The organism is Bacillus sp. 3103sda1 (genome assembly GCF_024159135.1).
In the GTDB taxonomy this organism is placed as follows: Bacteria; Bacillota; Bacilli; order Bacillales; family Bacillaceae_G; genus Bacillus_A; species Bacillus_A rhizoplanae.
This window is the reverse complement of sequence record NZ_JAMYWS010000001.1, coordinates 783340-809882: the sequence shown is the minus strand read 5'-3', so window position 1 is coordinate 809882 and position 26543 is coordinate 783340. Positions and strand designations below refer to the sequence as shown.

Here is a 26543-nt window from a genome sequence, read left to right as displayed (position 1 = left end):
TTAGTTTACTTGAAGGCTAATAGGAGGTCAATAAAGAACTATTGGGGATGGGACTTCTAATTTTTAGGAACATTTTAAACTAGATGAATACAAATTGAAACACCGGAATAAAACCTTTCTTTTAGGGTGGGCGAGAGCGTCTGGCCATGCTTAGAAGCGGTCAGGGCCTTTTTCTGCCTGTATTGCTCCACAATCGCGCCCTTTAATGGAATAACTTTTTTTAAAATGATTTTAGGTAAACCATCTTTATCGTTTGACAAAGGCTAAATTTGCCATTATCATCAACTCAAACTTATTTACGGGGAGAGGTAAAGATGAAAATTTATGTTGATGCAGATGCTTGTCCGGTAAAAGATATCATTATCTCTGAAGGTACGAATGCTGAAATTCCTGTTATCCTTGTTACTAGTTTTTCTCATTTTTCTAATAAGGAACAACCATCAGGAGTGGAAACCATTTATGTTGATTCTGGAGCAGATGCTGCGGATTATCGGATTATGAAGTTAGCAGAAAAAGGAGATATAATCGTTACGCAAGATTATGGTCTTGCTTCGCTAGGTTTAGCAAAAGGGTGTGCAGTACTTCACCATAATGGGTCTAGCTATACAAATGAAAACATTGACCAATTATTACAAACACGTTATTTGAGTGCAATGGCTCGAAAAAGCGGAAAGCGTACAAAGGGGCCAAAACCATTTACATCAGAAGATAGGGAGAAATTTAAGGGGCTTTTTAAAAGAGCGATTTCACATTAAAAAAGAACCGTTCATTTCTAAGAAAAACCTAGAAAAATAAATTGTCCAAATATTAAACTAACCTGTCCCGTTAGCTTAAGTACAGTTCTTCACAATCTTCTCTATTTACTTTAACAAAATTTCCCTAATTCTCTCATTAAGTGTTATTCCACAAAAGGGCCCTTAACAAACGGGCGCAATTCTTGTTGCAGAATTGCGCCCGTTTGTTGAATAAAGAGTCTAATCGTACAGTGGATATCTATATATTTTTTACTCCGATTATTAAAAATAAGTGATAATATAAGCTGTTATTACAACATATTGCCACTTTCAACTTAGTTGTCATTAGAATGTTGTTCTACAAAATCAAGGATTTTAGCATTAACTTCGTTAGAGAACTCACCATTGATTGCGTGAGATGCATTTTTCCAGTTAACTATATCGATATCTTTAACATATTTTTTCCCAGTTTCAACTGCTTTTGCTGAATCGTGCATTGTACTTTTTTCAGCCATTAATGCAAGAATTGGAACATTGATATTCTTTAAATCCTCTTTAGTAAATAGATCAAGTGCTGGGGTTTTAAGTTTATAATTACGCATACCCGACTCGATTAATTTAGCAATAGGCTCATCGTCATTTGCTTTTGCTCCTCCAGAAACATAGCTTAACATCTTTTCTCTTATAAACTTAGGTACAACAGGTACGGAAGCTGGAATAGATGCAAGAATCATCTTTATGGGCATTTGTGCAAATACAAAGACTGGGTCCAATAAACTAGCCGAAGCAATATGCTCTGGATTATATCTGGCCAAATTCATTGTTGTCCAACCACCAACTGAGACACCCACGATATGCACTTTTTCTAAGCCTAATCCTTCAATCGCTTCATTTAACCATTCTGCTTGTTGCTTTTGGTTTTCAATCACCTTCATTTGCACACTCATACCAGGTTCACCAAGTAAATCTATCGTGTAAACTGGTCTTTCCTCCCTTAGCCCTTCTAAATTCGGTACCCACATTGGAGTAGATGCACCACGGCCAGGGAGTAAGAGTATTGGATCTTTATGTTTGTTTTCCTCTTTAGTAAAGTAATAAGCACGAACTGTGCCATATTTCGTTTTTATATCTTTCGTTTCGTTAGGCTTTGGAAGAAGTGCCATTGATTCATCGTAAGCAATTTGAAAGTCTTCCTTCCCTTCTTTAGATGTAAAGTGACCAATCTTGTTATCATCTCTCTTCATTTTAACTCCTCCTCTTTTGACAAAAATATTGATGAGCTCTATCAATATAATCATCACAATAATCCATTAAAAATTTATCTTCTTCAGGCCAAAACGCACTTTGGTTTAACGATTTAGAAAATGCTTCATAATATATTAGAAAAACCTCAGGTATTCGCCTGAGGTTTTTATTTACCATCTCTTCATTTGTGTATGATTGTTCAAGAACTTAATTGGAAACTGCTTTCGAAAATGTTCTTTAATCATATATTGCACACCGTTTTCATTATTTGAGCGTGTAATCCAATCGGCTGCTTTCTTTAAAGCAATCGGAGCATTGCCCATCGCTACCCCTAATCCAACGCTTTCGATAACATCTAAATCTTCCAGGCTATCTCCAATTGCTACCATTTCTTTTAATTCAATGTCAAGATGCTCTCCCAATAATTGCAACCCGCGTAATTTCGATACATGAGGCGGTAATATTTCGAGTTGTTCTTTCCCGCATTCTACAAAATGGACATTTTCAAATGCTTTTTGTAAGGTTGTGAGCGCACGCTGCTTTTCACTTTGAGTCGCAAATGTAACATCAATTTTCGGCGCAGCTACCGGTTGATCGCGAAGTGCATCACCGAGTGAATCTACAAATTGAACCGGGTAAAATAACGGATCAGAAGTTGATAAGACTGTTCGTGCAATTAAATTTGGCGTATGCTGCTGCCGATTTCCAATCGAAAATCTTTCATGAGAAATGCGAATGTTACATTCAAAATGTTCAAGCACCTGTACAATATTAAATGTCACTTCTTCAGATAATCGTTTTTGAATTAACGGTTTATCTAATGAAGATGAAATAAATGCACCGCCATGCGTCACTAATATAGAATTTAATTTTAATGATTTTGCTATTTTATGAGCGGATTGAAAATTTCGATTCGTAAATAGCGTAACATATACACCTTTTCTCTTCACAAATTCAATCGCTTCACGCGTTCCTTTTTGTAATTTCCCATTTGGAAGTAAGAGTGTTCCATCTATATTAAGAGCTAGTAAACGATAAATCATGATGAAGTACCTCCTCTTCTTAGCTGCACTTTTCTATTATTAACTTATGAGACGATACTGTTAATTAGAACGAGTGCGAATTTGTATAATATGTTTGCAATAAAATCATTCAATATTTTTGATTTCTTTCTAGTTAAGGGTATATTCTGTTTGTAGAGGTGATTATATGGGTAACTGCAAAAGGATAATAGCTATTTCCGGAAGCATTCGAGAAGGTTCCTCCAACACCAATATCTTAAAAACTTTAGCAGCGTTTATTCCCGAAAATATTGATTATAATATTTATAACGGAATACAAGACCTTCCTCATTTTAATCCAGATATTGATCGCATTCAGGCACCGACTGTTGTTGAAGATTTTCGAAAGACACTAGCTGAAGCGCATGCGCTCATTATCTGCACACCAGAGTACGCAAAAGGTATACCTGGAGTCTTAAAAAATTCATTAGAATGGCTTGTCTCATCAGCTGAACTTTACAAAAAACCAGTGGCTGTTATAACAGCTTCTCCATCAATTACCGGCGGAGACAAGGCACATGAATCTTTACTACTTACACTAGGTATGTTGGATGTTACTATTGTTCAAAATGGATCGGTTCTCATTCCATCTGTTGGAACTAAATTTAATAATGATGCTACAGTCACAGATGAACAAACAAAGCAAAACCTTATTTCTCTCATTCATGGTATACTGCAAGAATTACATGATTGATTTATCAAACAATTCATTTTAAGCAGCATCCATACGAAAGGATGCTGCTTTACTCATTTAAAGTCTCACGAAAGGAATTTGCTAAATGAAATGGCCACTTTCTTGGTATGAAGGCGATACATTAGACGTTGCGAAGCGATTGCTTGGGCATAAGCTCGTTCACGTTGTTAATGGAGTAAAGCGAAGCGGAATCATTGTAGAAGTAGAAGCATACAAAGGACCTGATGATAAAGCAGCACATAGCTATGGCGGTCGCCGCACAGAACGAACAGAAATTATGTACGGGGCTCCTGCCCATGCTTATGTATATCTCATTTATGGTATGTATCATTGCTTTAATATTATTACGGCACCGGAAGGTATACCACAAGGAGTGTTAATTCGGGCATTAGAACCAGTAGAAGGTATTGAAGATATGAAGCAAGCAAGATACGGGAAAACAGATATTACAAAATCGCAGTTTAAAAACTTAACAAATGGACCTGGCAAGCTATGTAAAGCAATGGGAATTACATTAGAGCAAAAAGGATTGATGCTTACGAGTGATGAGTTATATGTTGAACGAGTTACTCCAGACAATCCCCTTTCTCATACATACGACATTGCTACGGGTCCCCGCATTAATATTGATTACGCAGAAGAAGCAGTACACTATCCGTGGCGGTTTTACTTTCAAGGTCATCCCTTTGTTTCTAAATGAAATAACGGGAAACTTCCATCAGTGGAGGTTTTTTCATCCCCCACCTAGCTTCTTCGCTTTTCTCTCAATCTTGAGGTGGGGGTCTTACTGCCCGTTAATGCGGGATAAAAAGGGCACTTCCTAGTTCATCAGGAAGTGCCTCTTTCATATGATTACATGAATGCGTTATATAAGTCTTCAAGCGGCTTCATGATGATTTTATTTAAATCGCCGATTAAGATATTCAGACGTTGCTCTGCCTGCATTAAGTTTGTGATTTTTGCATTTTGTTGTACTAATGCTACAACTGCTTGCGCCTTTTGATTGTCTTCTTCTGTTAATTGCTCACCTTGCATCATTTTTTGTTGAAGTTCCATTTGCATCATACGGAAACGATCAAATAATTGTTTCGCCTCTGCATCTGCTTGCACTTCTGCATAACTTACTTTTAATGCTTGAAAGTCTGGATTTTCTGTAATTGTTTTTTGTAATTCATAAGCAACATCATGCATGTTTTTTGTCATTATATATATCCTCCTTGCAATGTGATACAATATCACACTGTTTATATGTTTTCGATCTTTACATACCCTTCTTACGATATCAGACTATGTATGATATGTGAAGTAAATTCACTTTATGACATTATGAAAACTTCCGCCACTTATCTCCTTCGGATCTTGAAGTGGGGGTTTCTCGTGTATCACCTTCAAGAGATGCTTAACACGAGTGGAGTTGACACAGCTGCCTGATGGCACAACCCCTCTATTCCATCGGCAAACGCCTTTGGAACTGCTTTTTTTAAGATGTTATAGGCACCATTCACATCAGCGTTCAGTAGTTTGTTCTCTTTCGTACGATACAAGCCACGTTTGATTCGTTTCTCACATATACATCCCCTTCATTATAACTGCTCTATAATGCTCCAGCAAACGAGACACTAGCCCCCTATCAAAAATACTGCTCATTAGATTTAAAGCAATTGGTATAAGACGCATTTCTTTGAATATTACTCAATTAAACACATGTTTAGTGCTATATAAAAGGAGGAGTTTTTTATGGTTCTCGGAATATTAACATCGCGTTTCCATCACGAGCGAGAATACTATACAGAAATTGCAAAGCGAGCACAATCGTCTCGTACTGTCGTTGTACAATTTACTCCCTTTAGCATTGATCCGCAAACGGAGCTTGTCAACGGACTTCTCTTTGATACCGATAAACAGGATTGGGTAGAGCAGCAATTCGTCATTCCATCCCACATATACAACCGATGCTCATACAAAGATGAAAAAAATGTTAAAAGGGCACTTCCTATCATAAAATGGCTTCACAGTCGCCCGGATTCATTATTTTTAAATGATGAGCTTCCAAATGAAGCAAATATGTATGAAATTCTTACAAAAAACAAACAACTAGTACCATATGTGCCTGTAATAAAACAAGCAAGTAAAACAACAACGTTACAGCTATTACAAACAAAAAAAGATGTGATTATAAAGCCCTTGCATTCACTTTCAAAACAAAATATGTACCACATTTTTTATCAAAATCGCACGTTTCATGTTACTACATTAGAACGAAATCGCTTTCCAACAAAAACATTCCAAACAAAAGATACGTTTTTACCTTGGTTACAATCATTGCTTCAAACACGTGATTATACAATACAGCCTATATCACCTCACTCAACATCTCCTGTTCATATTCGCTCTATTTTACAAAAGAATAGAGAAGGTACATGGATAGAACAAGAAAAAGTTATTCAAATAGACAACACACCTTATTCTTTCTTATTTCCTCTTACAGAGCAAACAAGATTTACTGCATTTAAAAATTTGCAACATCATCTATCAAAAATTGACCTTACATTATTACAGGATAGTCTACACGTTATTACGAAAGAAACGCCTCGAGCTTTAGAAAATACCTTTTCTCACCTTTTTGAATTAGAGCTCTCTATTGTAATGGATGCAAATGGTGCCGTTTGGTTATGCCACATAGATGCAAAACCTACTTATACAGCCTTTATTCAACATAATACCGATATTGCTGAAAAAGTATACACAGCACCTCTTCGTTATTATCAATCATTACTCCCTTTCAAAGAGAAACAGGAACTGTAAGCTGAGGATGGGAAGCCCGCCCAATTGGGCACATACCAGCAGTAGCAGGAGAAATAGGTTATAGAAACTTTCTGTATTACAAAAAATCCGTCTCAACTTCTTGCTGAGACGGATTTTCATATAAGCTGTACAGTTACTTCTGTTTGCTTTTCACATGTAGGACAATATAAAAGATGAAGGCAATATTGCTGCGAATCATGTGCGGACAATCCATCCACTTCCTCTAGCAGTTCTTGGTCCATATAGGCACTATATGGACCAATATAATCGACTGTTTTTCCATAATCTTGGAGTATACTCGTACAAGTAGGACAGGTATAAGCTTTATATTCTAATGCATTACAAAGCGGACATATCGCCATTTTGATTCCTCCAAAAAAGGGACGGTATTCCCGTCCCCTATAGCCATTTTGATTTATTTTTGGAAACCACCTAAATGTTGCTCTGCATAAGATACAAGACGTTTTGTAATTTCACCGCCAACAGATCCGTTTGCGCGTGATGTTGAATCTGGTCCAAGTTGTACGCCAAACTCAGTTGCGATTTCATACTTCATTTGATCTAAAGCCATTTGTGCACCTGGAACTGCAAGACTATTGTTTCTAGCCATGTTATATCACCTCCTTGTATTGGTGTATTCATAGTATGTAAAAGCGTATTCTTTCTATGCAAACAGGACATTTGTAATTTTTGGCATTATTAAATTTTACAAATTTTACAAACTAACATTTCGCATATCTTTCTACGTATCATCCATACTATGATTACAAGCACTCCACACGATGGATTAGTGCCAAACGGGGCGATTCTGGTTCAACTCCAGCTAATCCAACCAAAACTCACACTAAGGAGGACATATCCTATGGCAAACCAAAATTCTAATCAATTAGTAGTACCTGGTGCAACTGCTGCAATCGATCAAATGAAATATGAGATTGCAACTGAATTTGGAGTAACATTAGGCGCTGATGCAACAGCTCGTGCAAATGGTTCAGTTGGTGGAGAAATTACAAAGCGTTTAGTAGCAATGGCTGAACAAAGCCTTGGCGGATTTCAAAAATAAATAGATATGGCAAAAAGGTCTCAAGCATCGCTTGAGACCTTTCTATTTTCTACTGTAGCATTTGTAAAAATTTCTTTGTCCGTTCTTCTTTTGGATGTACCAACACTTCTTCCGGTGTGCCTTGTTCAACAATCACACCGCCATCCATAAAAATAACACGATTCGCAATTTGATGAGCAAAACGCATCTCATGCGTGACAATTACCATCGTCATTCCTTCCTGTGCAAGTTCTCTCATTACTTTTAATACTTCTTGCACAAGTTCAGGATCGAGCGCTGATGTCGGTTCATCAAATAAAATCACTTGGGGCTCCATCGCAAGTGCACGTGCAATACCTACGCGCTGCTGTTGTCCGCCTGAAAGCTGAAATGGATATAAATCCATCTTATCACCGAGTCCAACTTTTCTCAGAAAATACTCCGCTTTTTCTTTTGCCTTCTCTTTAGAAACTTTCTTAACCGTTACAAGGCCTTCCATCACATTTTCACGTGCTGTAAAATGCGGGAATAAATTGTGATGCTGAAACACCATACCTGTTTGCGTGCGCAGCTTCACAATATCGCGCTTCGTCATCTTTTTCGAAAAATCAAGTGTCTCATCACCGATACGAATTACACCGCTATTAGGCGTTTCTAGTACGTTTAGACAACGAAGCAATGTTGTCTTACCAGAACCAGAAGGCCCGATAATAACAACAACTTCACCTTTTTCTACTGCCATATCAATATGCTGTAAAACGGTGTTATCACCAAAACTTTTTTGTAAATGTTGAATTGAAATCATGTAAACAAAAACTCCTTTTAACAAGGATTATTTTAAAATATGACGCTCTGTTCGTTTTTCAAGTATTTGCTGCACAATTGATAATAAGAAACAAATTATCCAATAAATCAGTCCCGCTTCTGTATAAACGATCAAGAATTCATAGTTTGTCGCTGCAATTTCCTGCGCTTTCCGAAACATGTCTGTTACTAAAATTAATGACGCCAGCGATGTGTCTTTAATCAAACTAATAAATGTATTGGAAAGAGGCGGAATCGAAACGCGTGTTGCCTGCGGTAAAATAACGCGGCGCAGCGCTTGCGGGTACGACATACCGATTGTATATGCAGCCTCCCATTGCCCCTTCGGAATCGATGAAATAGAAGCACGAATAATCTCTGAAGCGTACGCCCCAACACTTAAAGAAAAACCAATAATCGCTGCTGTATACGAGTCAATTGTAATCCCCACTGTCGGAAGTCCATAAAAAATAATGAATAATTGAACAAGAAGCGGTGTACCGCGAATAATAGATACATAGATGCGTGCAATCCATTCTAATGGACGATTTCCAGAAATACGGCATAATGCCGTTAACGTCGCTAACACTAAACCAATTATAAATGTAATCAATGCAAGCGGTATTGTAGTAAAAATAGCACCCTTCAGCATAGGCATGAAGGATGCAGTTGTTATATCAATCCAAACAGATAATCGATCTGCATCAAATAAAACATTACTTAGATACATCTTCACCAAACCATTTCTTCGATATTTTGTCGTAAGTGCCGTCTTTTTTCATGTCATCTAAAGCTTTATTTACTTCAGTAACAAGTTTGTCGCTGCCTTTACGGAACATCAGTCCACTTTGTGATGCTTCTTTTTCTGTATCAACAATTTTTACTTTCGCATCTGGTTTTGTTTTTAAGTAGTTTAATACAGATAAACGATCATTAATTGTTAAATCAACGCGACCGGAGTTTAATAATTCAACTGCTTGGTTAAAGCCTTCTACACCAACGATTTCTGCACCATTTTTCTTCGCAATGTCAGTAAAGTTACTTGTTAAAGATTGTGCTGCTTTTAAACCTTTTATATCTTCGAATTTCGCTGGTTTGTCTTTATCTTTCGGAATTACAAGTACTGCTGAAGAAGATACATATGGTTTAGAGAAATCATATTTCTTTTCGCGATCTGCACGAATCCCAACTTCGTTCGCAATCATGTCAAAACGTTTTGCATCAAGTCCAGCAAATAAGCTGTCCCATTGTGTTTCTTTAAATACTGGTTTCACGCCAAGGCGCTTTGCTACTTCTTCTGCAATCTCAACATCAAACCCTGTTAACTTTCCACTTTCATCATGGAATGTGAACGGCGGATATGTACCTTCTGTTCCAATAACAAGCTCTCCGCTCTTTTTAATTTGATCTAACGCATCTTTGCTAGGTCCTTGAGCTGTATCTTTTGTTTGTTTTCCGCAACCTGCTACAACTCCCACAACCAATAATGCAAGTACGAAAAATGAAAGTAATTTTTTCACGATGACAATCCTCCAAGTATTCTGATAGGAATTTAAGAACTATAATGATTGTATTCAATCTTACAACATTTTTCAATCAAAATGTTCTACATTAGTGTATCCTTTTCATACAAAATCAAACAAACCCATGAATTATATACACATAAAACTTTATTCAGGAAAGATTTTCAAACAAAACAACTGCTTCTACTTTTCGATACGATCTAATTTCAGTGGCCCGGCTCCTCTTGTGTCGAACGTCATCGAAAGGTCTTTATATCCTGTCAAAGCGCCGATAAACGTATCACTTCCGCCGATATCTTTGCGGACACGTAAAAAAGAACTTGCCACCCTGGCAAGTTCCTCAAGAATCTAATACACAATATCCAATCATTCCGCATAATAACAAAAAGAAAGCAATGTTAAAGGTAACCGATAATTCCTCCATTTGTATTCCCCCTTTATCCCGCTATTCGCGGGCAATAATCCCCACAACCTATATTCAAAGAAAAACAAAGGCGATGGAGATAACTGCCCGTAAACGCCCGATTGGTGAGAGCTTTCCATCAGTGGGGAAACCCTCCCACTGATGGAAGTTTCACTTTACTTCAAAATATCATATAGACAAAGGAAGAATACGGCCTACTTGTAAACATTGTTTTAAAATTTTCTGAACATTCTATGAACGTTACGCACTTTGACTACCTGCTATTTGCGTTTTATACATTTCATAATAACGGCCTTTCTTTGCCATCAACTCTTCATGTGAACCTTTCTCAAGGATCGTTCCGCGGTCCAATACAATAATTTGATCGGCACTTTTAATCGTTGATAACCGGTGCGCAATAATAAATGTGGTTCGCCCTTTTTTCACGACTTCGAGCGCCTGTTGAATCATTGCTTCTGTTTCTGTATCAATACTGGATGTTGCTTCATCCAAAATTAAAATCGCTGGATCAAATGCAAGTGCGCGTGCGAAGGAAATAAGTTGCCGCTCACCTGTTGAAAGCGTACTTCCTTTTTCAGTTACTTCTTCCCCGATGTTGTTTGCAAAACGTTCCGCTCCAACATCACGCAGCGCCTTCACAATCTGTTCCTTCGAAATTCGTTCTTGCTCTAAACTCACATTTGAAGCAACAGTTCCTGTAAATAGGAATGGATCTTGCAGTACAATTCCCATGTGCTCACGAAGTGCTTGTTTTGAGATGTCCTTTATATCATATCCATCAATCGTGATGTTCCCTTTTTGAAATTCGTAAAACTGAAAGAGTACATTCATAATCGAGCTTTTTCCTGATCCGGTATGACCAACTAACGCAATCGTTTCTCCTTGCTTCGCTTCAAAGGAAATGTTTCGCAGAACTTCATCTTTCCCGTTATAGGAAAACGAAACGTTATTAAAACGAACATTTCCTCGTAAACGCGGAACATGCTCTTCCTGCACTGCTTCTCCCTTTTCATCTAACAATTCAAACACACGCTCTGCCGCCACGCGCGCTTGCTCTAAATTTGCTAACTGATTCACCATGTTTGTAATTGGTGAAAATAATCGTGTTAAATAATCAACAAACGCGTATAGCACACCTAATGAAATCATCCCTGCTGCACTTAATGATGCGCCGCCAAAATGCCAAATCACACCTGTAAACGCAATATTGCGGAGCACCCCTACTAAGTTATGAGAAGTCGCTGCATTTAAACTTAAAATTTTATTTTGATACATATAATACTCTTCATTTAGCTGTTCAAATTCCTGTTTTACAGCACGTTCTTGACGAAACGCTTGAATAACAGGCATTCCTTGAATGGATTCATTGACCGTTCCATTAATATCCGATAACCGTGAGCGCATTTTATGATTGTACACAGATGCATACTTTCGGTAAAAAATAGCCCACACACATAAAATTGGAATAAGGATTAAACACATGAGCGCAAGCTTTACATCTAATAAGAACAAAGCAATAAATATACCAATGATGTAAATAAAACTAGAAAAGAATGTCGATAGTACTGTTACATATAGCTCTCGAATCGCCTCCGTATCATTTGTCACACGAGAAACGATTTTCCCGGCCGGCAAATGATCAAAGTAACGAATCGGCAATGTTTGAATGTGAGAAAACACATCTTCTCGCATAATTTGAATAATTTTATTCGCTGCTTTTTGTAAATAAAATTGTTTTCCGTATGCAAAGAGGGATACAACAAGTAAAAGAGCTAAATATCCGCTGCCAAGTAAGAATAGCCGTTTTATTTCTGGTTGATAAAACGAGAAAATTTCCTCCCCTGTAAGCTTAGTCCCCTTATATACTTGCACCGCTTTCCCTTTCTGAATTGTAATCATATTCCCCTTGACAGAACGCGTTCCTTCAAGGGAAACTTTGTTAGGAATAAAATAGTAGTCGCGGCCAATTTGAACAATGCGAACCTCTTTTCCTTTCTGTTCTCCTGCTTTAAACCGATCGCTTCGCTTATACCAAGCACCGTTATAAAAAACAGTATCGTCTCCTTTTATCGTTTCGTGCCAAGGCTTTTCAATCCCTACGATATGTTCATCAATCATCGTTTTCGCAACAAACGGACCAGCTAATTCAGCAATAACAAAAATAAATAACATCGCTAAAGCTATCCCAATCGTTGCTTTTACTTTCATTGCATATTGAAATAATCGTTTTCCAACGCTCATATTTTCACCTCACCTTCAACGATTTCCCCTTGTTGCCTTTCAAATTGCTCTGTATACCAACCACCCTTTTGAATCAGCATGTTATGCGTTCCTTCTTCAATGATTTCACCATCATCCAACACGAGAATCCAGTCAGCATGCTCCGTAGCAGACAGACGATGCGTCGTAATAATCGTCGTTTTCCCACTGCGTTCTTTCCGGATATTTTCAATAATCGCCGCTTCCGTTCTTGCATCAACAGCTGATAACGAATCGTCTAAAATTAAAATTCCTGGATTTTGGATCACTGCTCGTGCAATCGAAATACGTTGTTTTTGCCCGCCAGATAGTGATACACCTTTTTCTCCAACAAGTGTTTCTAATCCATCCGGCAAAAATTCCAAATCCTTCTTGAAAGCAGCGATTTCAATGGCCTTTTGCAACTCTGCTTCACTTGCTTTCGGGTTTCCAAATAAAATATTTTCCCGTGCTGTTTTCGAAAAAAGAATGTGTTCTTGCGGAACATATCCAATCCAACTTAATACATTATCAATGTGTATATTTTGCAGCGATACACCGGATACTGTAATTTCACCTGTTCCTAGTGGATACTGGCGAAGAAGCTGCCGAACGAGCGTTGTTTTGCCACTTCCCGTTTTCCCAACAATCCCAAGTGTTTCCCCTCTATTTAACGAGAACGAAACGTTTTTCAAATTTAATTTAGAGGATGTTGGATACGAAAAGGATACATCTTCAAAATCAATGCAGTCTGGCTGATGTACACGTGATGGTTTCTTTACATTTTTTACGTCTTGCTTATATGCTAACGTTTCATTTACACGATCAAGTGAAGCATTCCCGCGCTGCATAACGTTTATCAGCTCACCAATCGCAAACATCGGCCAAATCATCATACCAAGGTACACGTTAAACGATACAAGTTCCCCAATCGTTACCTCATTTTTAAATACTAAAAACGCTCCGTACACAAGGCCAATTAAATAACTCATCCCAACAAGCATCTTTATTGTTGGTTGAAACAGTGAATCAATTTTTGCGACTTTCATATTCTTTGCATACACATCTGTTGTTAACGTATTAAATCGCTTCTCATCTTCTCTTTCCTGTACATAAGCGCGAATGACACGTACACCTGCAATCGACTCCAGCACTTTATCGTTCATATCTCCAAATGCATCTTGTGCAACTGTAAAGCGCTCGTGTAATCTCTTTCCATAAGCACTCACTGCATACGCCATAATCGGAAGCGGCAATAAAGCAGCGAATGTTAACTTCCAACTAATCGAAAAACCCATCATAAGCACAATTGTGAGCATATATAAACTCGAATCAACGAGCGTTAAAATACCAAATCCAGCTGTCATGGCAATTGCTTTTAAATCATTCGTTGCCCTTGCCATTAAATCACCTGTACGATTTCTTTGATAGAAAGTTGGCGTCATCTTCAGCAAATGCCCCATAAATTTGGAACGCATCGTTTTTTCAAGCACAAATGCACCGCCGAATAATTGGTATTGCCATACATAAGAAAGCACGTAGCCAACAGCTGTTGCTCCAAGCAACATCCACACATAATTCATAATTCCCGCGTTTGTTAAACTCCCGGCTTTTATATCATCAATCGCCAATCCAAGAAGTTTTGGCGGAATAATCTCGACCACATTGACAATAAGTAAACAACCAATGGCAATGCTATACCTTTTCCAATGCGTTTTAAAAAACCATGTTAATTTTTGTAATACAGAAAACAATATAACCTCTCCCTTCCTGTTGTTGTTTAAACATTGACTCATTATCCACTATCCAGCGTCTCCGTTTTTACCATTCGCACCTCATACTTTTCCATCGTCATTCCTTCCTTTCTCCATTTCATTTATTATTGAAACTATACAAATGTATAGGAACAATCTAAAAAAGAGACAAAAAAAGGCATACCGTCGCTTTGACGATATGCGAAAAACGCATAAAAGCGCACGTCACGACACACGCAACGTACGCTTCCCTTTTCAACTAAAAAGAAGCGTTATTTGTCCGTAGAGGTTGCGTGATGATATTTATTGTTTTCATTGCGTAAAACACCTAAGCCAGTCATATATACGATTACAATCATCACGCACACCTCCTTTTTCTTTTATTTTCCATTTTTAATTGTATAATTTTAAAGACTTTTCTGTCAATTGTTTTTTTATTTTTATGGAAACATAATTATTAAGCAAAAAACGTCCCAGGAATCGCTTTTAAAACTATTTTATTTAGATTTTTTTCAAACCTCATACAATCACCATATACCTCACTCTCATAAAACTCTTGAATCTATGACATGTGAGAAAGTAACATTACTAAATTTAATATAAAGGTGAGTAAAAAATAGTTTCTAACACTATATTTCACACACACTTCCTCTCTACCTTTTTCATATATATATATTAACTTCTGATAGAGAGGTGGTGGTCACATGGCATTCACATTCTCATCAACATTAAACGGCTTAGTAGAAGGCGACAAAATCCGCGTTTTCTCAGCTGGGCGTCAAATTGATGGTGTAGGTGTTTTCATCCGCGTAGAAAATAACTTTTTAATCTGGGTTGACAATAATGCTAATATAAACATTACAAGTTTAGATACAATTAGCGTTGCTAAAGTTTCCTAATCACTCATAAAGTGTTCTAACTCCTGTCACCAAAAAGCAAAGTCTATTTCAAAAAGAGTTATTTAAACCTCTTTTTGAATAGACTCTTTTTTTATAATCTGTTTTACACTTTTTATATGACTAATGGTTAGATCATAATCAACGTTAATCCAATATAACCATTCGTTAGTACACTCAATAAAAATCCCCTCTGTACGTGTCTCCCCATCAAATATTTCTATCTTATCTCCTAATGAAAAAAGAGGAGGCAATGCACTCTTTTCTGTTTTTTTACTTAAACTCTTTTGTATATTATGGAGTAGTCTCATACATCGTTCTAAAGAAGCTGCAAGCTCTTCATTTTGCTTTTTTAACTCCTCTATTGGATCTGTCTTCTGGCATACAGGAATTTCCTTCCCACATATAAAGCAGTTTCTCTTAAACCAGCTCTCCATCCGCTATCCCTCTTTACCTCACTACTTATGGGCAGTAAAACTTCCACTAAATTTTTAAGGAAATAAAGCTACCCGTAGTTCAACTAGCCATTAGTGAGGGATGAAAAAACCTCAGTAATAGCAGCTTCGTTTTATCCCTCATTTTATATACATATTATATGATGTGAAGCCTTAAGTTGTTTCATTATCTTAAACATACCCTATTCTCATAATAATCTGATTATGTTTATTTGCATTGACGAATAAAAAACCATTTGTTACCCTTTATTATGTTAACTTTATACATAAATCCTCATTCGTATCTCGGTGAGGTAGAGGTTGCAATTATTAATAGTATGATTTGGAAGATGTGTGGCATCGCTGAACAAATCAGAAAGGAATAGTTGCCGAAGCAAGAAGCATCCACAGCGCTTTCTTGCTGGGCCTGCATTGAATAAGTGCAGGACTGTCACAGGCTTTTTGCTTGTGGAGAGCTATCGAGAGGTATGTCCGCGGGTTTCTTAATAAGATTGAAAAGCGCGTGAATATATACGCGTTTTTTTGTTTTGTTTGGAACTTCAAACACATACATATCTCCTCGCTTGACTTGGTTATACTAATTTTGGAGGTAGTTTCTATGCAGCAAAAAAAATGGGGCTTTTGGGTACTTACTGCATTTGTAGTTGGGAATATGGTTGGGGCAGGTATTTTTATGATTCCAAGTACATTAGCACAAACAGCCAGCCCTCTTGGTGTTACATTAGCTTGGTTAACAACAGGATTTGGCGTATTAATGCTAGCTCTTGTTTTCGGTAATTTAGCAATTCGTCGTCCTGATTTAACAACAGGTCCGCAAAGTCATGCTTACGCGCTCTTTTCTTCACAAAAAACAAAAAAAATGGCGGGTTTTAGCATCGTATGGGGCTACTGGGTTGCAAACTGGGCAAGCAACGTAGCCATCATTACATCATTTGCTGGCTATTTATCACTCTTTTTCCCAATTATGAAAGATACTCACGTATTGTTTTCAGTTGGAACTTTCAACATTGAAGTTGGAAAATTGATTACGTTCTCCATTTGCACCATTTTATTATGGGGTACCCATATGATTTTGGCAAATGGCGTAAATGGTGCCGGTAAATTAAACTTTTTAGCAACAACAGCGAAAGTAACAGGATTCCTTCTCTTCATCATTGTTACATTGTTTGCCTTCGAAGCTTCTAAACTTGGACAATGGTATACGCCAATCGTTGATAAAGAAGGTATTTCACACGGACTGCTATCGCAAATAAACTTAGCAGCCCTAACAACACTTTGGGCCTTCATTGGTGTTGAGTCGGCTGTGTTATTATCAAACCGTGCTGTTTCACCAAAAACAGTAAAACGTGCAACTGTTACCGGCTTACTACTAACAGTTGGTATCTATTTAGGAATTACCATCTTAACAATGGGTGTTCTTCATATAGATAAACTACAAGCATCTGAACGACCATTAGCGGATGCGTTAACTGCAGTAATGGGTCATAACGGCGGAAAATTAATGGCGCTGCTTGCACTTACTTCTTTATTTGGATCCATTCTTGGTTGGGTTTTATTAAGCTCAGAAGTACCGTATCAAGCAGCAAAAGAAGGATTCTTTCCATCCTTCTTCACAAAAACGAATAAAAAAGGAAGCCCGATTCATTCGCTTCGTTTAACAAATATTATGTCGCAAGTGTTCCTATTCTCAACACTATCCGGGTCAATTGCCCAGGCGTATACATTTGTTATTACCGTTTCAACACTTGCCTATTTAATCCCATACCTTGTTTCTCCAATCTTCCAGCTTAAGCTTGTTATCACAGGTGAAACATACGAAAATCAAAAGGGTTCTCGTATGGTGGATGGAATCATTGCTGCGATTGCTCTTATTTATGCATTATGGGTTATTAAAACTGGCTCTTCTGATATGAAAACATTCCTGCTTGGCATTGGATTATTTTTAGTTGGATTTGCTTTCTATCCATTAATGAAACGTGACGAGAAAAAAGATAAACAAAACGAGCAAGTTGCCTAGCTAAAGGTAACTTGCTTTTTTATCTTATTAACGGGTAGCAAGAGAAACACTACCCTGCTTATAATAAAACAAAGGAGTGATCTCAGTGACAATCGAAACACTTTGGAATGACCGTTTTCAGCAACATCTACAAAAAATCACGATGTACTTTGCGCGTATTGCAAGCGGGCTTATCTATAGCTTCCTTCTACTTCTTTGTGTAGGCGGCTATTATTATGCAAAATTTCTTCGTTCATTTCCATCTGAGTCTGTTGCATTAACCATTGTGACGGTTTTACTTACAATTGCACTCACTCGTTCTCCAATTCGTACATTTTTACAAAAACCAGATATCCTATATCTATTGCCAATAGAAGAAAAACTCGCATATTATTTTAAACGCTCTCTTTTGTACAGTTATATCATTCAGCTCTTTCCATTATTATGCGTAGTACTCATCATTACACCTCTCGCGCAGCAATCGTTACATACAACTCCTGCTTTTTTATGCGGAGCCTTTGTCATTCTTGCTTTTATAAAGTGGTGGAATATGTATTTGCATTGGACATATAGAGGAACCGAATCTATTTCACACTGGTTGCTTATCAGGATATTCTGTAATGCAGCCATTACATATACAATGTTTCAATTCACTTCCATTATGATTGTAGGAAGTATACTACTTTTCATAACGCTCTTATTTTTATATACGATTAATAAACGAAAACGGCACATTCATTGGGAATATTTAATAGAGCAAGAAGAAAAAATGGATATGCGCTTTTATCAGTTTATTCATTTCTTTACAGATGTGCCGCAAATAAAACAGCAAGTAAAACAAAGAAAATGGCTGACTGTTTGGATTGAAAGACTACTGTATCAAAAGCGATCTCCTTTTTTATATTTGTATAGTTTATCCTTTTTGCGCGCGAACGGTTACCTTGGCATCTACATACGATTGACTGTAGTAGGATGCATTGTTTTATACTACAGTCCTACGTTCATCGGAAAAGGAATCATTGCGTTATGTATCCTATACATAACCGCTTTACAACTTCGCGCCCTTTGGAATTATTTTTCGGGAAATAGTATTGTAGCATTATATCCAGTTTCACTTAAAGAACGAAAACGCGCTTTTATTACGCTTGTATTTCTAGTAACGATCGTGCAGCTAACGTTCTTTTCAATTATGGTTCTACTTAGTACTGGTTATCTCTTATTTACGTTATTACTACTAGTTGGAAGTATACTGTTTATTCATTTGATTGTTCTAAAAAAAGCAAAAACATATATTTCTACTTCATAAGTCAAATGATTTACGAAATTCCCCATTCTTATTTAAATCAGCTATATGGCTACTATCGCAAGACTGCGCATAGTAGTCTTTTTCTATTTTTCTAGGCACCAATTCCATAAAACCTTCATATAGATAAGAACAAATTGATCCCCCAAGGGAATGGGAAGAGAAAAGTTCAGTGGGAGATGGAGGCTCACTAACTGATAAAGTGAAACTACCATCAGTGGACAGTTTTTTCATCTCCCACTGATGGAAAGCTCTCACCAATCGGGCGCATGCCAGCAGTTATCCCTCACCTATCTTCCTCGCTTCTCCCTGAATCTTGAGGCGGGGGTCTTACTGCCCGCGAATAGCGAGATAAAATTTCCACTTTATTCTTTGGAGGTTTTCCTATGCATTGGTTATCCATTTTACTTATCGGAATCGGAGCAAACTTAGATAATTTAGGGATTGGTTTATCTCTTGGAATGAAAAAAGTGCACATTACAGCAATGGCTAATCTCTTTATTGCTATTATTTCTATGTTTGCGGTATATCTTTCCGTTGTAGCCGGTTCATTCATTTCGCAATATATATCTAAAGATGCCGCAAATATAAGCGGTAGCATTCTTCTTATTAGTCTAGGTGCATGGACTATCTTATCAGAATATCTATCACGTCCTTCTCCTGTGCTTCAAAATCCAGAGCAAGCAGACAAAGATGAGAATAATACAATTTCTTGGAAAGAATCTTTTTACTTAGGAATTATTTTATCTCTCAATTGCATTACGATGGGTTTTGGTGGTGGAATGAGTGGACTTTCCCCAATTTGGACTGCAGTATCTGTTGGATTCTTTTCATTTATTTCCATCATGATTGGTTCGCATTCTGGATATAAGCTGTCACAAACATTCATTGGCAAATACTCAAATGTTTTATCCGGCCTTTTACTCATTGTAATTGGTGCATATGAATTTTTTACATGACCAGAAATTCTATATTGGACTTATCATAAAAAGAATCCATTTTGGTCAAAATGGATTCTTTTTATGATAAACATTACCGAAGGGGCTTTATTTTCTGTCGAAGCGCCGATATATTGGATTAAACTTACTTAGTAGCAGTAGTTGGTGTGGATTTGAAATAAAGTCACGATGTTTATAAGAAAGACGCGAATTTTTGAATAAAGTTGCGGCGTTTTAAAAAAAGATGCGATGCTTTATCTCTTCAATTAAAGAATTCTAAATGTGTTTTAATCAAACTTTTTTCAAACTGGATTTGTTTTATTTTCTGTAGAATAAAGATCTGTAAGCTGTTTTTAATTAAACTTTATTTCAAAGCAACAGCAATACAAGTAAGGGGGCCACCAGCAAATCAGAAAAACCCCACGCTAAGCAAAAAAATATAATAAGCCGTCCATATGGACAGCTCATTTACATAATTCTCGATATCGGAAGTAAATCAATATGGTTTATTTAACATAAGCGTGTTAGCTTAAATTGTTTACGGATGGTCTCTTGTCTGTCTATACAAATCAAGAATATAATCCCTCTCATTTTCTGCCCCATCTTCTGCCTCTTCATCATCAAGTTCGAGATTATCAATCCATTGGTAATAGTGTCCCAATTCGTGGGCAAATGTACCAAGGATAGCAGCAAGTGCATTATCTTGCCCATTTTCCTCTAATAATTCTAAATAGTCACCAGTAGCTATTCTTATATATGGTTCTTCACTTTTGTTAAAAGGACCAAAAAATGTACCCGATACCAATTCTTTATCAACCTGACTTTTAATTTGATAATCTTTTTTTAGATAAACAACAACTCGAATAGGAAATTCGAATTCTTCCCGTAGCCACTTTCCAAACTCTAAACAGGCTCGTCTTACTTCAGGATGGACTCCTTGTTCACATCGGATCCGTAATCCACTTCTAGGGGACTTATCAGACATACACTTTTCCCACCTTTGTTAACCATAAGTTCATGATTTAATTTATTAATAATGATTAAATTCGTACTCCAAATAGAGAAATCCTATTGTATATGATATTCATAGAGAGTTAACATAACGCATCATTATCAGAAGTTCTTTCATTCCTAAAATCCCTTTCTATCAAGGTTTTTTCCTATTTTCCGACAATATGAAATATGCAGGATTTTATGCGTACTTGATATGATAAGGTTTATTTGTCATTTCTCTTCAAACGATACATTACGTCTGCATAGAATTCTGCATACTTTTAGCGTTGTTAAAACTATTTATTTTTATGTCAAAAGTTACTTAGCGTATTTTTTTCGAAATGCTGGCGGAACCCCATATCCATTAACTTAAGAAAAATAAATGCCCCCAAAACGAAAAATGAGCTGACTTCTCAGAGTAAATACCTGTAGAGAAAGAAAATTTTCATTTAGGGGGATATTAAAACCTTAGGTTGATGGGCATGTGGCGGAACCCCAAGTAGAAAACGATTAAATTTTTTCATAAAATCCAAACTTAAATTTACTAGATAAGAATCCATTTTGATTAATTTTTTTCAAAATAGATTCTTATTATTTATCATAAAATACGGGTTTGTGAGGTATTTTTGAACAAACTTTATTTAAAAGCAACAGTTGGAAGCAAGGAGTAAACGTTCGTATCATATGCAATATTATTTTGATACATATAATTTCGAAGAACACCTTCTTTTTGAAAACCTAATTTTCCCAATAATATATTAGATGCTTTATTTTCTGTAAAAACAACTGCCCCAATACGAGTTAAATCCAGCTCATGAAATCCATATGATATAACTTTTGAAACTGCTTCAGTGGCATACCCTTTCCCCCAGTGTTCAGGTAAAAGTGCATAAGCGATTTCAGCTCTCTTATGTTCAGAAGACCAGTCATGAAATCCAATCGTTCCAATAATCCCTTCTGTTTCTTTTCTTTCAATTCCCCATTTAATTCCTCGTTTTTCTTTGTAGTTATCTGAAAAATCCCTAATTATATTTTTCACCTGTTCTAGATCTGTTAATGGATTTTGCCCATAGTAACGTAATACATCCTCATTCGAAAAGCAATTCAATACCCCTTGTGCATCATCTTCTATTAGCTCTCTCAAGATTAGTTTTTCTGTTTCTAAAATAGGAAACATTCTCCCACTCCCCTTTTATCCATTAAGTCTTCCCATTAAAATAGTATTATAGTAATTCCCATCCGATAAAACTTTGTCATTTTTCAATATCCCTTCTACTTCAAAACCATATCTTTCATAAAGACTTTTCGCTTTATCATTCGTTTCAAGAACATTCAAAGTGATTTTCTTAATTCCATGTAAGTCGGCCCAATTAACAGATTCTTTTAAGAGGTTCTTTCCAATGCCATATCCCCAGTATTCTTGTAATACGCAGACGCCAAACTCTACTTTATGAGATGTTCTTTTCAATTTGTTCCCTTCACACCTTGAAAAACCTACAATTCTTCCATTCACTTCGGCTACTAAAAATAGATTACTAACACTGTCTGTATCCTCTTTAATGATCTTTTTAAAACCAGCTTCATCTATGTACGCTTCGCCTTTCTCTCTATCTAAGTTTTCTGTTTCGCCATCTATTTGTAATCGTACTTCAGATAAATTTTTTGCATCTTCTTCCATTGCAGACCTAATCATATAACGTATATTACGACTATAAAATTCTTTTGGACTAATCTTCATTACAATTACCTCCTATCCTAACTATTTAACTCTTTTTAAGAAAGCTACTTGTCTCCAAAGCAAGCAGCTTTCTCACTATACTTACCCTATCTTCTCTACCTTCTTCTCTTGACGATGATACATATCGACTGCTTTCTTAAATAAGAGAATGCTGCTTATCCCTATTAAACAGAACAATATACTCATTCCCCAAGAGGCAACGATTGAACCAATCATAATGCCCAGCGTTCCGACCATCTTCGCAATTTGAAACACCATCCCGTTAATGGCCATATACGAACTTCTCGCATCATCACGAGCCATATCTGCCCGAATGGATTGGCTCACTGGAACATACATCATCTCTCCAATTGTTTGGAACAAACCTGCTAGTAATAGAATCCATAAACTATTACTTGCTCCAAATAGCGTAAATCCAATTGTATATATAAATAAACCTGTATAAAGTACTTTCCGGTCCTGAAAGTGATTCATGATTTTCACAACAAGAGCTGAAAATAAAACAACTAATACTGTATTCTCAGTAGAGATCCAGCTTAGCATCCGAATCCCAGTTAAATCAAAGTGATTCCCATTCCATAGTGAAAATGTTATCGTTTCAAATTCTTTCTGCAGACGAACTCCAATATAGTTATTAATTTGAAACTCTAGTGATAATGCGCATATGCTTGCCAAACACAATACGATAAATGCTCGATCTTTCACGACAACTCGATAGTTATTTACCATATCTTTTAATACGTTTTTCTTTTCTGCTTTCTTTTGAACTACATATACTTCTTCCATATAAACTGTAATTAAATACAGTGTTAATAATGCAATGCCTGTTAGCAGCATAAATAATTGGAATCGGTAGTGTTCAAAAAGAAGTCCTCCGAAAATTGCACCAATGGCGATAGATAAATTAATTGCCCAGTAATTAATGCTGTACATCATTTTTCGGTTTTCCGGTGTACTTACATCAATTAACATTGCTTCTGTCGCTGGGTTCATCACCCCAGAACCGATGCTGTTTATAAGTAAAAAGACAAACGTGAGCCAAGCTGAATCTATATAATCTGAGTTCACAACACCCATGCAAGCAATAGAGACTACTTGAATCACCTGTCCAATAATCATGACCTTTTTCCGTCCTAATGTATCGGCAATATAGCCTCCATATAAGCCAACGATAAGTGATGCAATTACATTTAATAACAATAAGAACCCTGCTAATACTGCTCCTAATTTTACGGAAAAATAAATCGCCATAAACGGAAAAATCATCGTTCCTACCGTACGAGTTAAAAAGGATGTAATAATTCTAATTTTAATGTTGCGATGCATAGACCAAAACCCCATCTGTTTCCCCCTCCTTCTGTTTCTTCATTTTACTTTGAAAAAGTGGAAGAAAAAGGTTAAAATATTCTGAAGAGTTTCCCCTTTTAGAAAAAGGAGATGTATAACATGAAAATTATGGACCACTATATTCGGCTAAGACTTTCCTTTCCAAATGAACAACATATTCAAAATAGTCTCCAAGAATTGGCTGCCATTCTATTTTGCAGTACAAAAAATGTGAAGATTTTACTAAAAAAAATGAGTGAAGAAAAACTGATTGAATGGATACCAGGAAGAGGCCGTGGAAATAAAACGGAAATTCACTTTCTTCATACATTTGTAGAAGCGATTTTACCGCATGTTGAAGAACTTTTAAAAAATGAGAAGTTAACAGAAGTATTTCTTTTACTCAAAGAACCGCTGCCTTTCTTACTTAAAGAAAAAATAGAAGAACGATTAAATACTTATTTTGGATATACAACTTCAGATGATCTGTATGATGTGCTAAAAATTCCATATAACCGAAAATTACTCCCTATTGATCCAGCTTTTGCTGCTGTGACAACAGAAAGTCATCTTATTAGCCAAGTCGTTGATACATTAGTGAGATATAACGAAAAAACAGACGAAATCGAGCCACACTTGGCACATACTTGGGAAGTAAGCGATGATCAACTTATGTGGACATTCTACCTACGTAAAGGTGTTCGCTTTCATCACGGAAAAACATTATCAGGAAAAGATGTAATCTTCTCCTTCGAAAGATTGCAAGCCGTTCGCTCTCCTTTTGACTGGTTAACAGAGGAAATTGCAAAAATAGAAAATCCATCTCCCTTGCAAGTTATCTTTCATTTACGAAAACCAAATCACTTTTTTCTACATTACGTAAGCTCTGTGCAATTATCCATTTTACCGCATGATGTAATGATCCAAAATCACCAGTATATTGGCACAGGTCCCTTTAAAATAAAAAGCCTTACCGAAGACAATATTATTTTAGAAGCATTTCCAGATTATTTTAAAGAGCGGGCACTCCTTGATCAGATTGAATTTTGGTTTATTCCAGAGCGGTCAAAAATACGAACAAATTACGAATTACCGAACATGGGATGTGAAGAAGAAAAAGCGGTGGAAACAGAAGAAATCGGCTGTATATACGCAGCGTTTAATTTTCAAAAAGACGGTCCGCAGCATGATATTTACTTCCGAAAAGCATGGGCAGAAATAATGGACCCTACATCATTAATTCAATACCTCGGCGGGAAACGTACGATGCCAGCTTATAGCTTCTTTCCTGATAAGAGCCGAACAATGTATAAAGAAACCTCTTTGCATAAAGCGAAAGAATACTTACAACAAAGTACGTACAACGGAGAAAGCGTACACATTTACTTCTTTGCATTTAAAGATAGCGAGCAAGATGCAATTTGGTTACAAAAACGTTGCGAACCACTTGGCATACGTTTACAGCTGCACCCATTTCCAATTACCGATTACTTTAACGAAGATATTACAAAACAAGCTGATATCATTTTAACAGGAGAAGTTCTCGACGCCAATCTTGAAATGGCCTTCTTACATATCTTTAAAAATAAAAGCTGCTTTGTTCATCGCTTTAGACACCCGCATCTTCAAAAACAAATTGATGAACTGCTTGATCTATTTGTAGCAGAGCCAAATAAAGAAAAACGATATGACTCAATATCTAAAATCGAAAAACTTCTTAGCGACCAGTACCTCCTTGTCTTTTACTACCATGTCTTAAAAAGAAGAAGTTTCCCATCTGCACTACAAAATGTCACCATTGATTCTTTCGGATGGACAGACTTTGCAAAACTGTGGATTCGTCCTCATACACAATAGGCGGAGCTAAACAGCTCCGCCATCTTTTTCGCTCTGCAGAGGCAATACAGTAGAATACTTAATTTCTCGCAGTGCTAAACTCGTTTGAATTCTCGTAATACCGAGCATATTTAATTTACGAATAAAACGTTCCAGCTCACTTCGATCTCGGTGCACAACTTTTAAAATATAATCATACTCCCCCGTTAAACAATGACATTCTAATACTTCTGGCATTTCGTGCATAGCCTTCTCTAACACTTCTAACTTCTCCGCTTGATGAATATTTGTACTCACAAAAATAAAGCATAATAAACCAAATCCCAATTTCTCCTGATTTAAAATTGCTACTTGCTGATTAATAAACCCTTCACTTTCTAATCGTTTCACCCGTGCATGTGTAGCTGGCGGTGAAAGATTAACGCGGCGTGCAACCTCAGCGTTACTCAGCTGTCCTTCTTGTTGCAGCACATCTAAAATTTGTATATCCAGATCATCTAAACCCTTACGAACTGCATGTTCCATTTCTAATCTCCCTTTTCATCACAAACGATTCTTCACCAAAATACATTACAACCGCACCTAAAATGAATAAAATTCTGCAAATTATCACAATAACTTTACATTATTTCGAATTTTATTAATTATACAAAACAACATATATGACAAACAAGAAAAATGCTACAATTTACATAGTTTAAAGTATATATATTCAACCACCGTGCACAGTGGCTGTCT

General features: G+C 36.6%; 27 protein-coding genes and 1 riboswitch. Of the genes, 10 read left to right on the top strand and 17 right to left on the bottom strand.

Annotation, left to right across the window (positions count from 1 at the left end; all coding sequences use genetic code 11):
* Positions 1-314: 314 nt before the first annotated feature.
* Positions 315-755, top strand: a complete 441-nt coding sequence (locus NKR74_RS04150; RefSeq protein ID WP_098308268.1) for a YaiI/YqxD family protein — start codon at positions 315-317, stop codon at positions 753-755.
* A 314-nt stretch (positions 756-1069) separates the two neighbouring features.
* Here NKR74_RS04150 and NKR74_RS04145 read toward each other — a convergent pair whose 3' ends face one another.
* Together NKR74_RS04145 and NKR74_RS04140 are read right to left on the bottom strand one after the other, a co-directional pair.
* On the bottom strand, positions 1070-1978 hold the full coding sequence (locus NKR74_RS04145; RefSeq protein WP_253628707.1) for an alpha/beta fold hydrolase: 909 nt from the start codon (positions 1976-1978) through the stop codon (positions 1070-1072).
* A 171-nt stretch (positions 1979-2149) separates the two neighbouring features.
* The gene (locus NKR74_RS04140; protein WP_253628706.1) at positions 2150-3022 is read right to left on the bottom strand and encodes a Cof-type HAD-IIB family hydrolase; all 873 of its coding nucleotides are present in this window, start codon (positions 3020-3022) and stop codon (positions 2150-2152) included.
* A gap of 166 nt (positions 3023-3188) precedes the next feature.
* On the opposite strand from NKR74_RS04140, the gene NKR74_RS04135 reads away from it, so the two are divergent.
* A complete protein-coding gene (locus NKR74_RS04135) occupies positions 3189-3734 on the top strand; it encodes an NADPH-dependent FMN reductase (RefSeq protein ID WP_253628705.1) in 546 nt (181 codons plus the stop codon).
* Between the two features lie 85 nt (positions 3735-3819).
* Positions 3820-4434: a DNA-3-methyladenine glycosylase gene (locus NKR74_RS04130; RefSeq protein WP_253628704.1), complete on the top strand. Its 615-nt coding sequence runs from the start codon at positions 3820-3822 to the stop codon at positions 4432-4434.
* Positions 4435-4586: 152 nt separating this feature from the next.
* Here NKR74_RS04130 and NKR74_RS04125 read toward each other — a convergent pair whose 3' ends face one another.
* Both NKR74_RS04125 and NKR74_RS04120 read right to left on the bottom strand, forming a co-directional pair.
* Positions 4587-4937 (bottom strand): YlbF/YmcA family competence regulator, encoded by a 351-nt coding sequence (locus NKR74_RS04125; protein WP_098308258.1) that lies wholly within the window; start codon positions 4935-4937, stop codon positions 4587-4589.
* Between the two features lie 185 nt (positions 4938-5122).
* A complete protein-coding gene (locus tag NKR74_RS04120; protein ID WP_253628703.1) occupies positions 5123-5278 on the bottom strand; it encodes a transposase in 156 nt (51 codons plus the stop codon).
* Positions 5279-5471: 193 nt separating this feature from the next.
* Here NKR74_RS04120 and NKR74_RS04115 point away from each other — a divergent pair, with 193 nt between their 5' ends.
* On the top strand, positions 5472-6539 hold the full coding sequence (locus tag NKR74_RS04115) for a YheC/YheD family protein (RefSeq protein ID WP_098308256.1): 1068 nt from the start codon (positions 5472-5474) through the stop codon (positions 6537-6539).
* 116 nt (positions 6540-6655) lie between these two features.
* On the opposite strand, the gene NKR74_RS04110 is transcribed toward NKR74_RS04115, so the two are convergent.
* Complete coding sequence (locus NKR74_RS04110) at positions 6656-6901, bottom strand: hypothetical protein (protein WP_098308254.1); 246 nt, start codon at positions 6899-6901, stop codon at positions 6656-6658.
* 53 nt (positions 6902-6954) lie between these two features.
* Complete coding sequence (locus NKR74_RS04105) at positions 6955-7149, bottom strand: alpha/beta-type small acid-soluble spore protein (RefSeq protein ID WP_098308252.1); 195 nt, start codon at positions 7147-7149, stop codon at positions 6955-6957.
* Between the two features lie 252 nt (positions 7150-7401).
* Between NKR74_RS04105 and NKR74_RS04100 the strand changes: the two genes are divergently transcribed.
* Positions 7402-7602: an alpha/beta-type small acid-soluble spore protein gene (locus NKR74_RS04100; RefSeq protein WP_098308250.1), complete on the top strand. Its 201-nt coding sequence runs from the start codon at positions 7402-7404 to the stop codon at positions 7600-7602.
* Between the two features lie 49 nt (positions 7603-7651).
* Here NKR74_RS04100 and NKR74_RS04095 read toward each other — a convergent pair whose 3' ends face one another.
* The 5 genes from NKR74_RS04095 to NKR74_RS04075 all read right to left on the bottom strand — a co-directional run bounded on the left by NKR74_RS04095 (position 7652) and on the right by NKR74_RS04075 (position 14324).
* Positions 7652-8386: an amino acid ABC transporter ATP-binding protein gene (locus NKR74_RS04095; RefSeq protein WP_253628702.1), complete on the bottom strand. Its 735-nt coding sequence runs from the start codon at positions 8384-8386 to the stop codon at positions 7652-7654.
* 27 nt (positions 8387-8413) lie between these two features.
* Entirely contained in the window at positions 8414-9115 is a 702-nt protein-coding gene (locus tag NKR74_RS04090) for an amino acid ABC transporter permease (RefSeq protein WP_253631076.1), read from the bottom strand.
* Positions 9102-9905 carry an amino acid ABC transporter substrate-binding protein gene (locus NKR74_RS04085; protein ID WP_253628701.1) on the bottom strand — a complete coding sequence of 268 codons (804 nt, stop codon included), beginning with the start codon at positions 9903-9905 and terminating at the stop codon, positions 9102-9104. Before NKR74_RS04085 ends, NKR74_RS04090 begins: the two co-directional genes overlap by 14 nt.
* A gap of 667 nt (positions 9906-10572) precedes the next feature.
* Entirely contained in the window at positions 10573-12573 is a 2001-nt protein-coding gene (locus tag NKR74_RS04080; RefSeq protein ID WP_253628700.1) for an ABC transporter ATP-binding protein, read from the bottom strand.
* Positions 12570-14324 carry an ABC transporter ATP-binding protein gene (locus NKR74_RS04075; RefSeq protein ID WP_253628699.1) on the bottom strand — a complete coding sequence of 585 codons (1755 nt, stop codon included), beginning with the start codon at positions 14322-14324 and terminating at the stop codon, positions 12570-12572. Before NKR74_RS04075 ends, NKR74_RS04080 begins: the two co-directional genes overlap by 4 nt.
* Before the next feature lie 704 nt (positions 14325-15028).
* On the opposite strand from NKR74_RS04075, the gene NKR74_RS04070 reads away from it, so the two are divergent.
* A complete protein-coding gene (locus NKR74_RS04070) occupies positions 15029-15223 on the top strand; it encodes a hypothetical protein (RefSeq protein WP_098308240.1) in 195 nt (64 codons plus the stop codon).
* 62 nt (positions 15224-15285) lie between these two features.
* On the opposite strand, the gene NKR74_RS04065 is transcribed toward NKR74_RS04070, so the two are convergent.
* Positions 15286-15657 carry a hypothetical protein gene (locus NKR74_RS04065; protein ID WP_098308238.1) on the bottom strand — a complete coding sequence of 124 codons (372 nt, stop codon included), beginning with the start codon at positions 15655-15657 and terminating at the stop codon, positions 15286-15288.
* 304 nt (positions 15658-15961) lie between these two features.
* Positions 15962-16141: riboswitch (Lysine riboswitch) on the top strand.
* Positions 16142-16273: 132 nt separating this feature from the next.
* On the opposite strand from NKR74_RS04065, the gene NKR74_RS04060 reads away from it, so the two are divergent.
* From NKR74_RS04060 to NKR74_RS04050, 3 genes are all read left to right on the top strand, one after another.
* The gene (locus NKR74_RS04060) at positions 16274-17692 is read left to right on the top strand and encodes an amino acid permease (RefSeq protein ID WP_098308236.1); all 1419 of its coding nucleotides are present in this window, start codon (positions 16274-16276) and stop codon (positions 17690-17692) included.
* A gap of 85 nt (positions 17693-17777) precedes the next feature.
* Positions 17778-18977: an ABC transporter permease gene (locus NKR74_RS04055; protein ID WP_253628698.1), complete on the top strand. Its 1200-nt coding sequence runs from the start codon at positions 17778-17780 to the stop codon at positions 18975-18977.
* Positions 18978-19360: 383 nt separating this feature from the next.
* Complete coding sequence (locus NKR74_RS04050; protein ID WP_253628697.1) at positions 19361-19933, top strand: manganese efflux pump; 573 nt, start codon at positions 19361-19363, stop codon at positions 19931-19933.
* Positions 19934-20450: 517 nt separating this feature from the next.
* On the opposite strand, the gene NKR74_RS04045 is transcribed toward NKR74_RS04050, so the two are convergent.
* The 4 genes from NKR74_RS04045 to NKR74_RS04030 form a co-directional block, all read right to left on the bottom strand.
* Positions 20451-20897 carry a hypothetical protein gene (locus NKR74_RS04045; protein WP_253628696.1) on the bottom strand — a complete coding sequence of 149 codons (447 nt, stop codon included), beginning with the start codon at positions 20895-20897 and terminating at the stop codon, positions 20451-20453.
* A gap of 645 nt (positions 20898-21542) precedes the next feature.
* Positions 21543-22082: a GNAT family N-acetyltransferase gene (locus NKR74_RS04040; RefSeq protein ID WP_253628695.1), complete on the bottom strand. Its 540-nt coding sequence runs from the start codon at positions 22080-22082 to the stop codon at positions 21543-21545.
* Between the two features lie 15 nt (positions 22083-22097).
* Positions 22098-22643, bottom strand: a complete 546-nt coding sequence (locus NKR74_RS04035; protein ID WP_098308230.1) for a GNAT family N-acetyltransferase — start codon at positions 22641-22643, stop codon at positions 22098-22100.
* Positions 22644-22724: 81 nt separating this feature from the next.
* The gene (locus NKR74_RS04030) at positions 22725-23984 is read right to left on the bottom strand and encodes an MDR family MFS transporter (RefSeq protein WP_253628694.1); all 1260 of its coding nucleotides are present in this window, start codon (positions 23982-23984) and stop codon (positions 22725-22727) included.
* Between the two features lie 105 nt (positions 23985-24089).
* On the opposite strand from NKR74_RS04030, the gene NKR74_RS04025 reads away from it, so the two are divergent.
* The gene (locus NKR74_RS04025; RefSeq protein ID WP_253628693.1) at positions 24090-25826 is read left to right on the top strand and encodes an SgrR family transcriptional regulator; all 1737 of its coding nucleotides are present in this window, start codon (positions 24090-24092) and stop codon (positions 25824-25826) included.
* 6 nt (positions 25827-25832) lie between these two features.
* Here the strand turns inward: NKR74_RS04025 and NKR74_RS04020 are convergent, their stop codons facing one another.
* Positions 25833-26330, bottom strand: a complete 498-nt coding sequence (locus tag NKR74_RS04020; RefSeq protein WP_253628692.1) for an Lrp/AsnC family transcriptional regulator — start codon at positions 26328-26330, stop codon at positions 25833-25835.
* Positions 26331-26543: the final 213 nt, after the last annotated feature.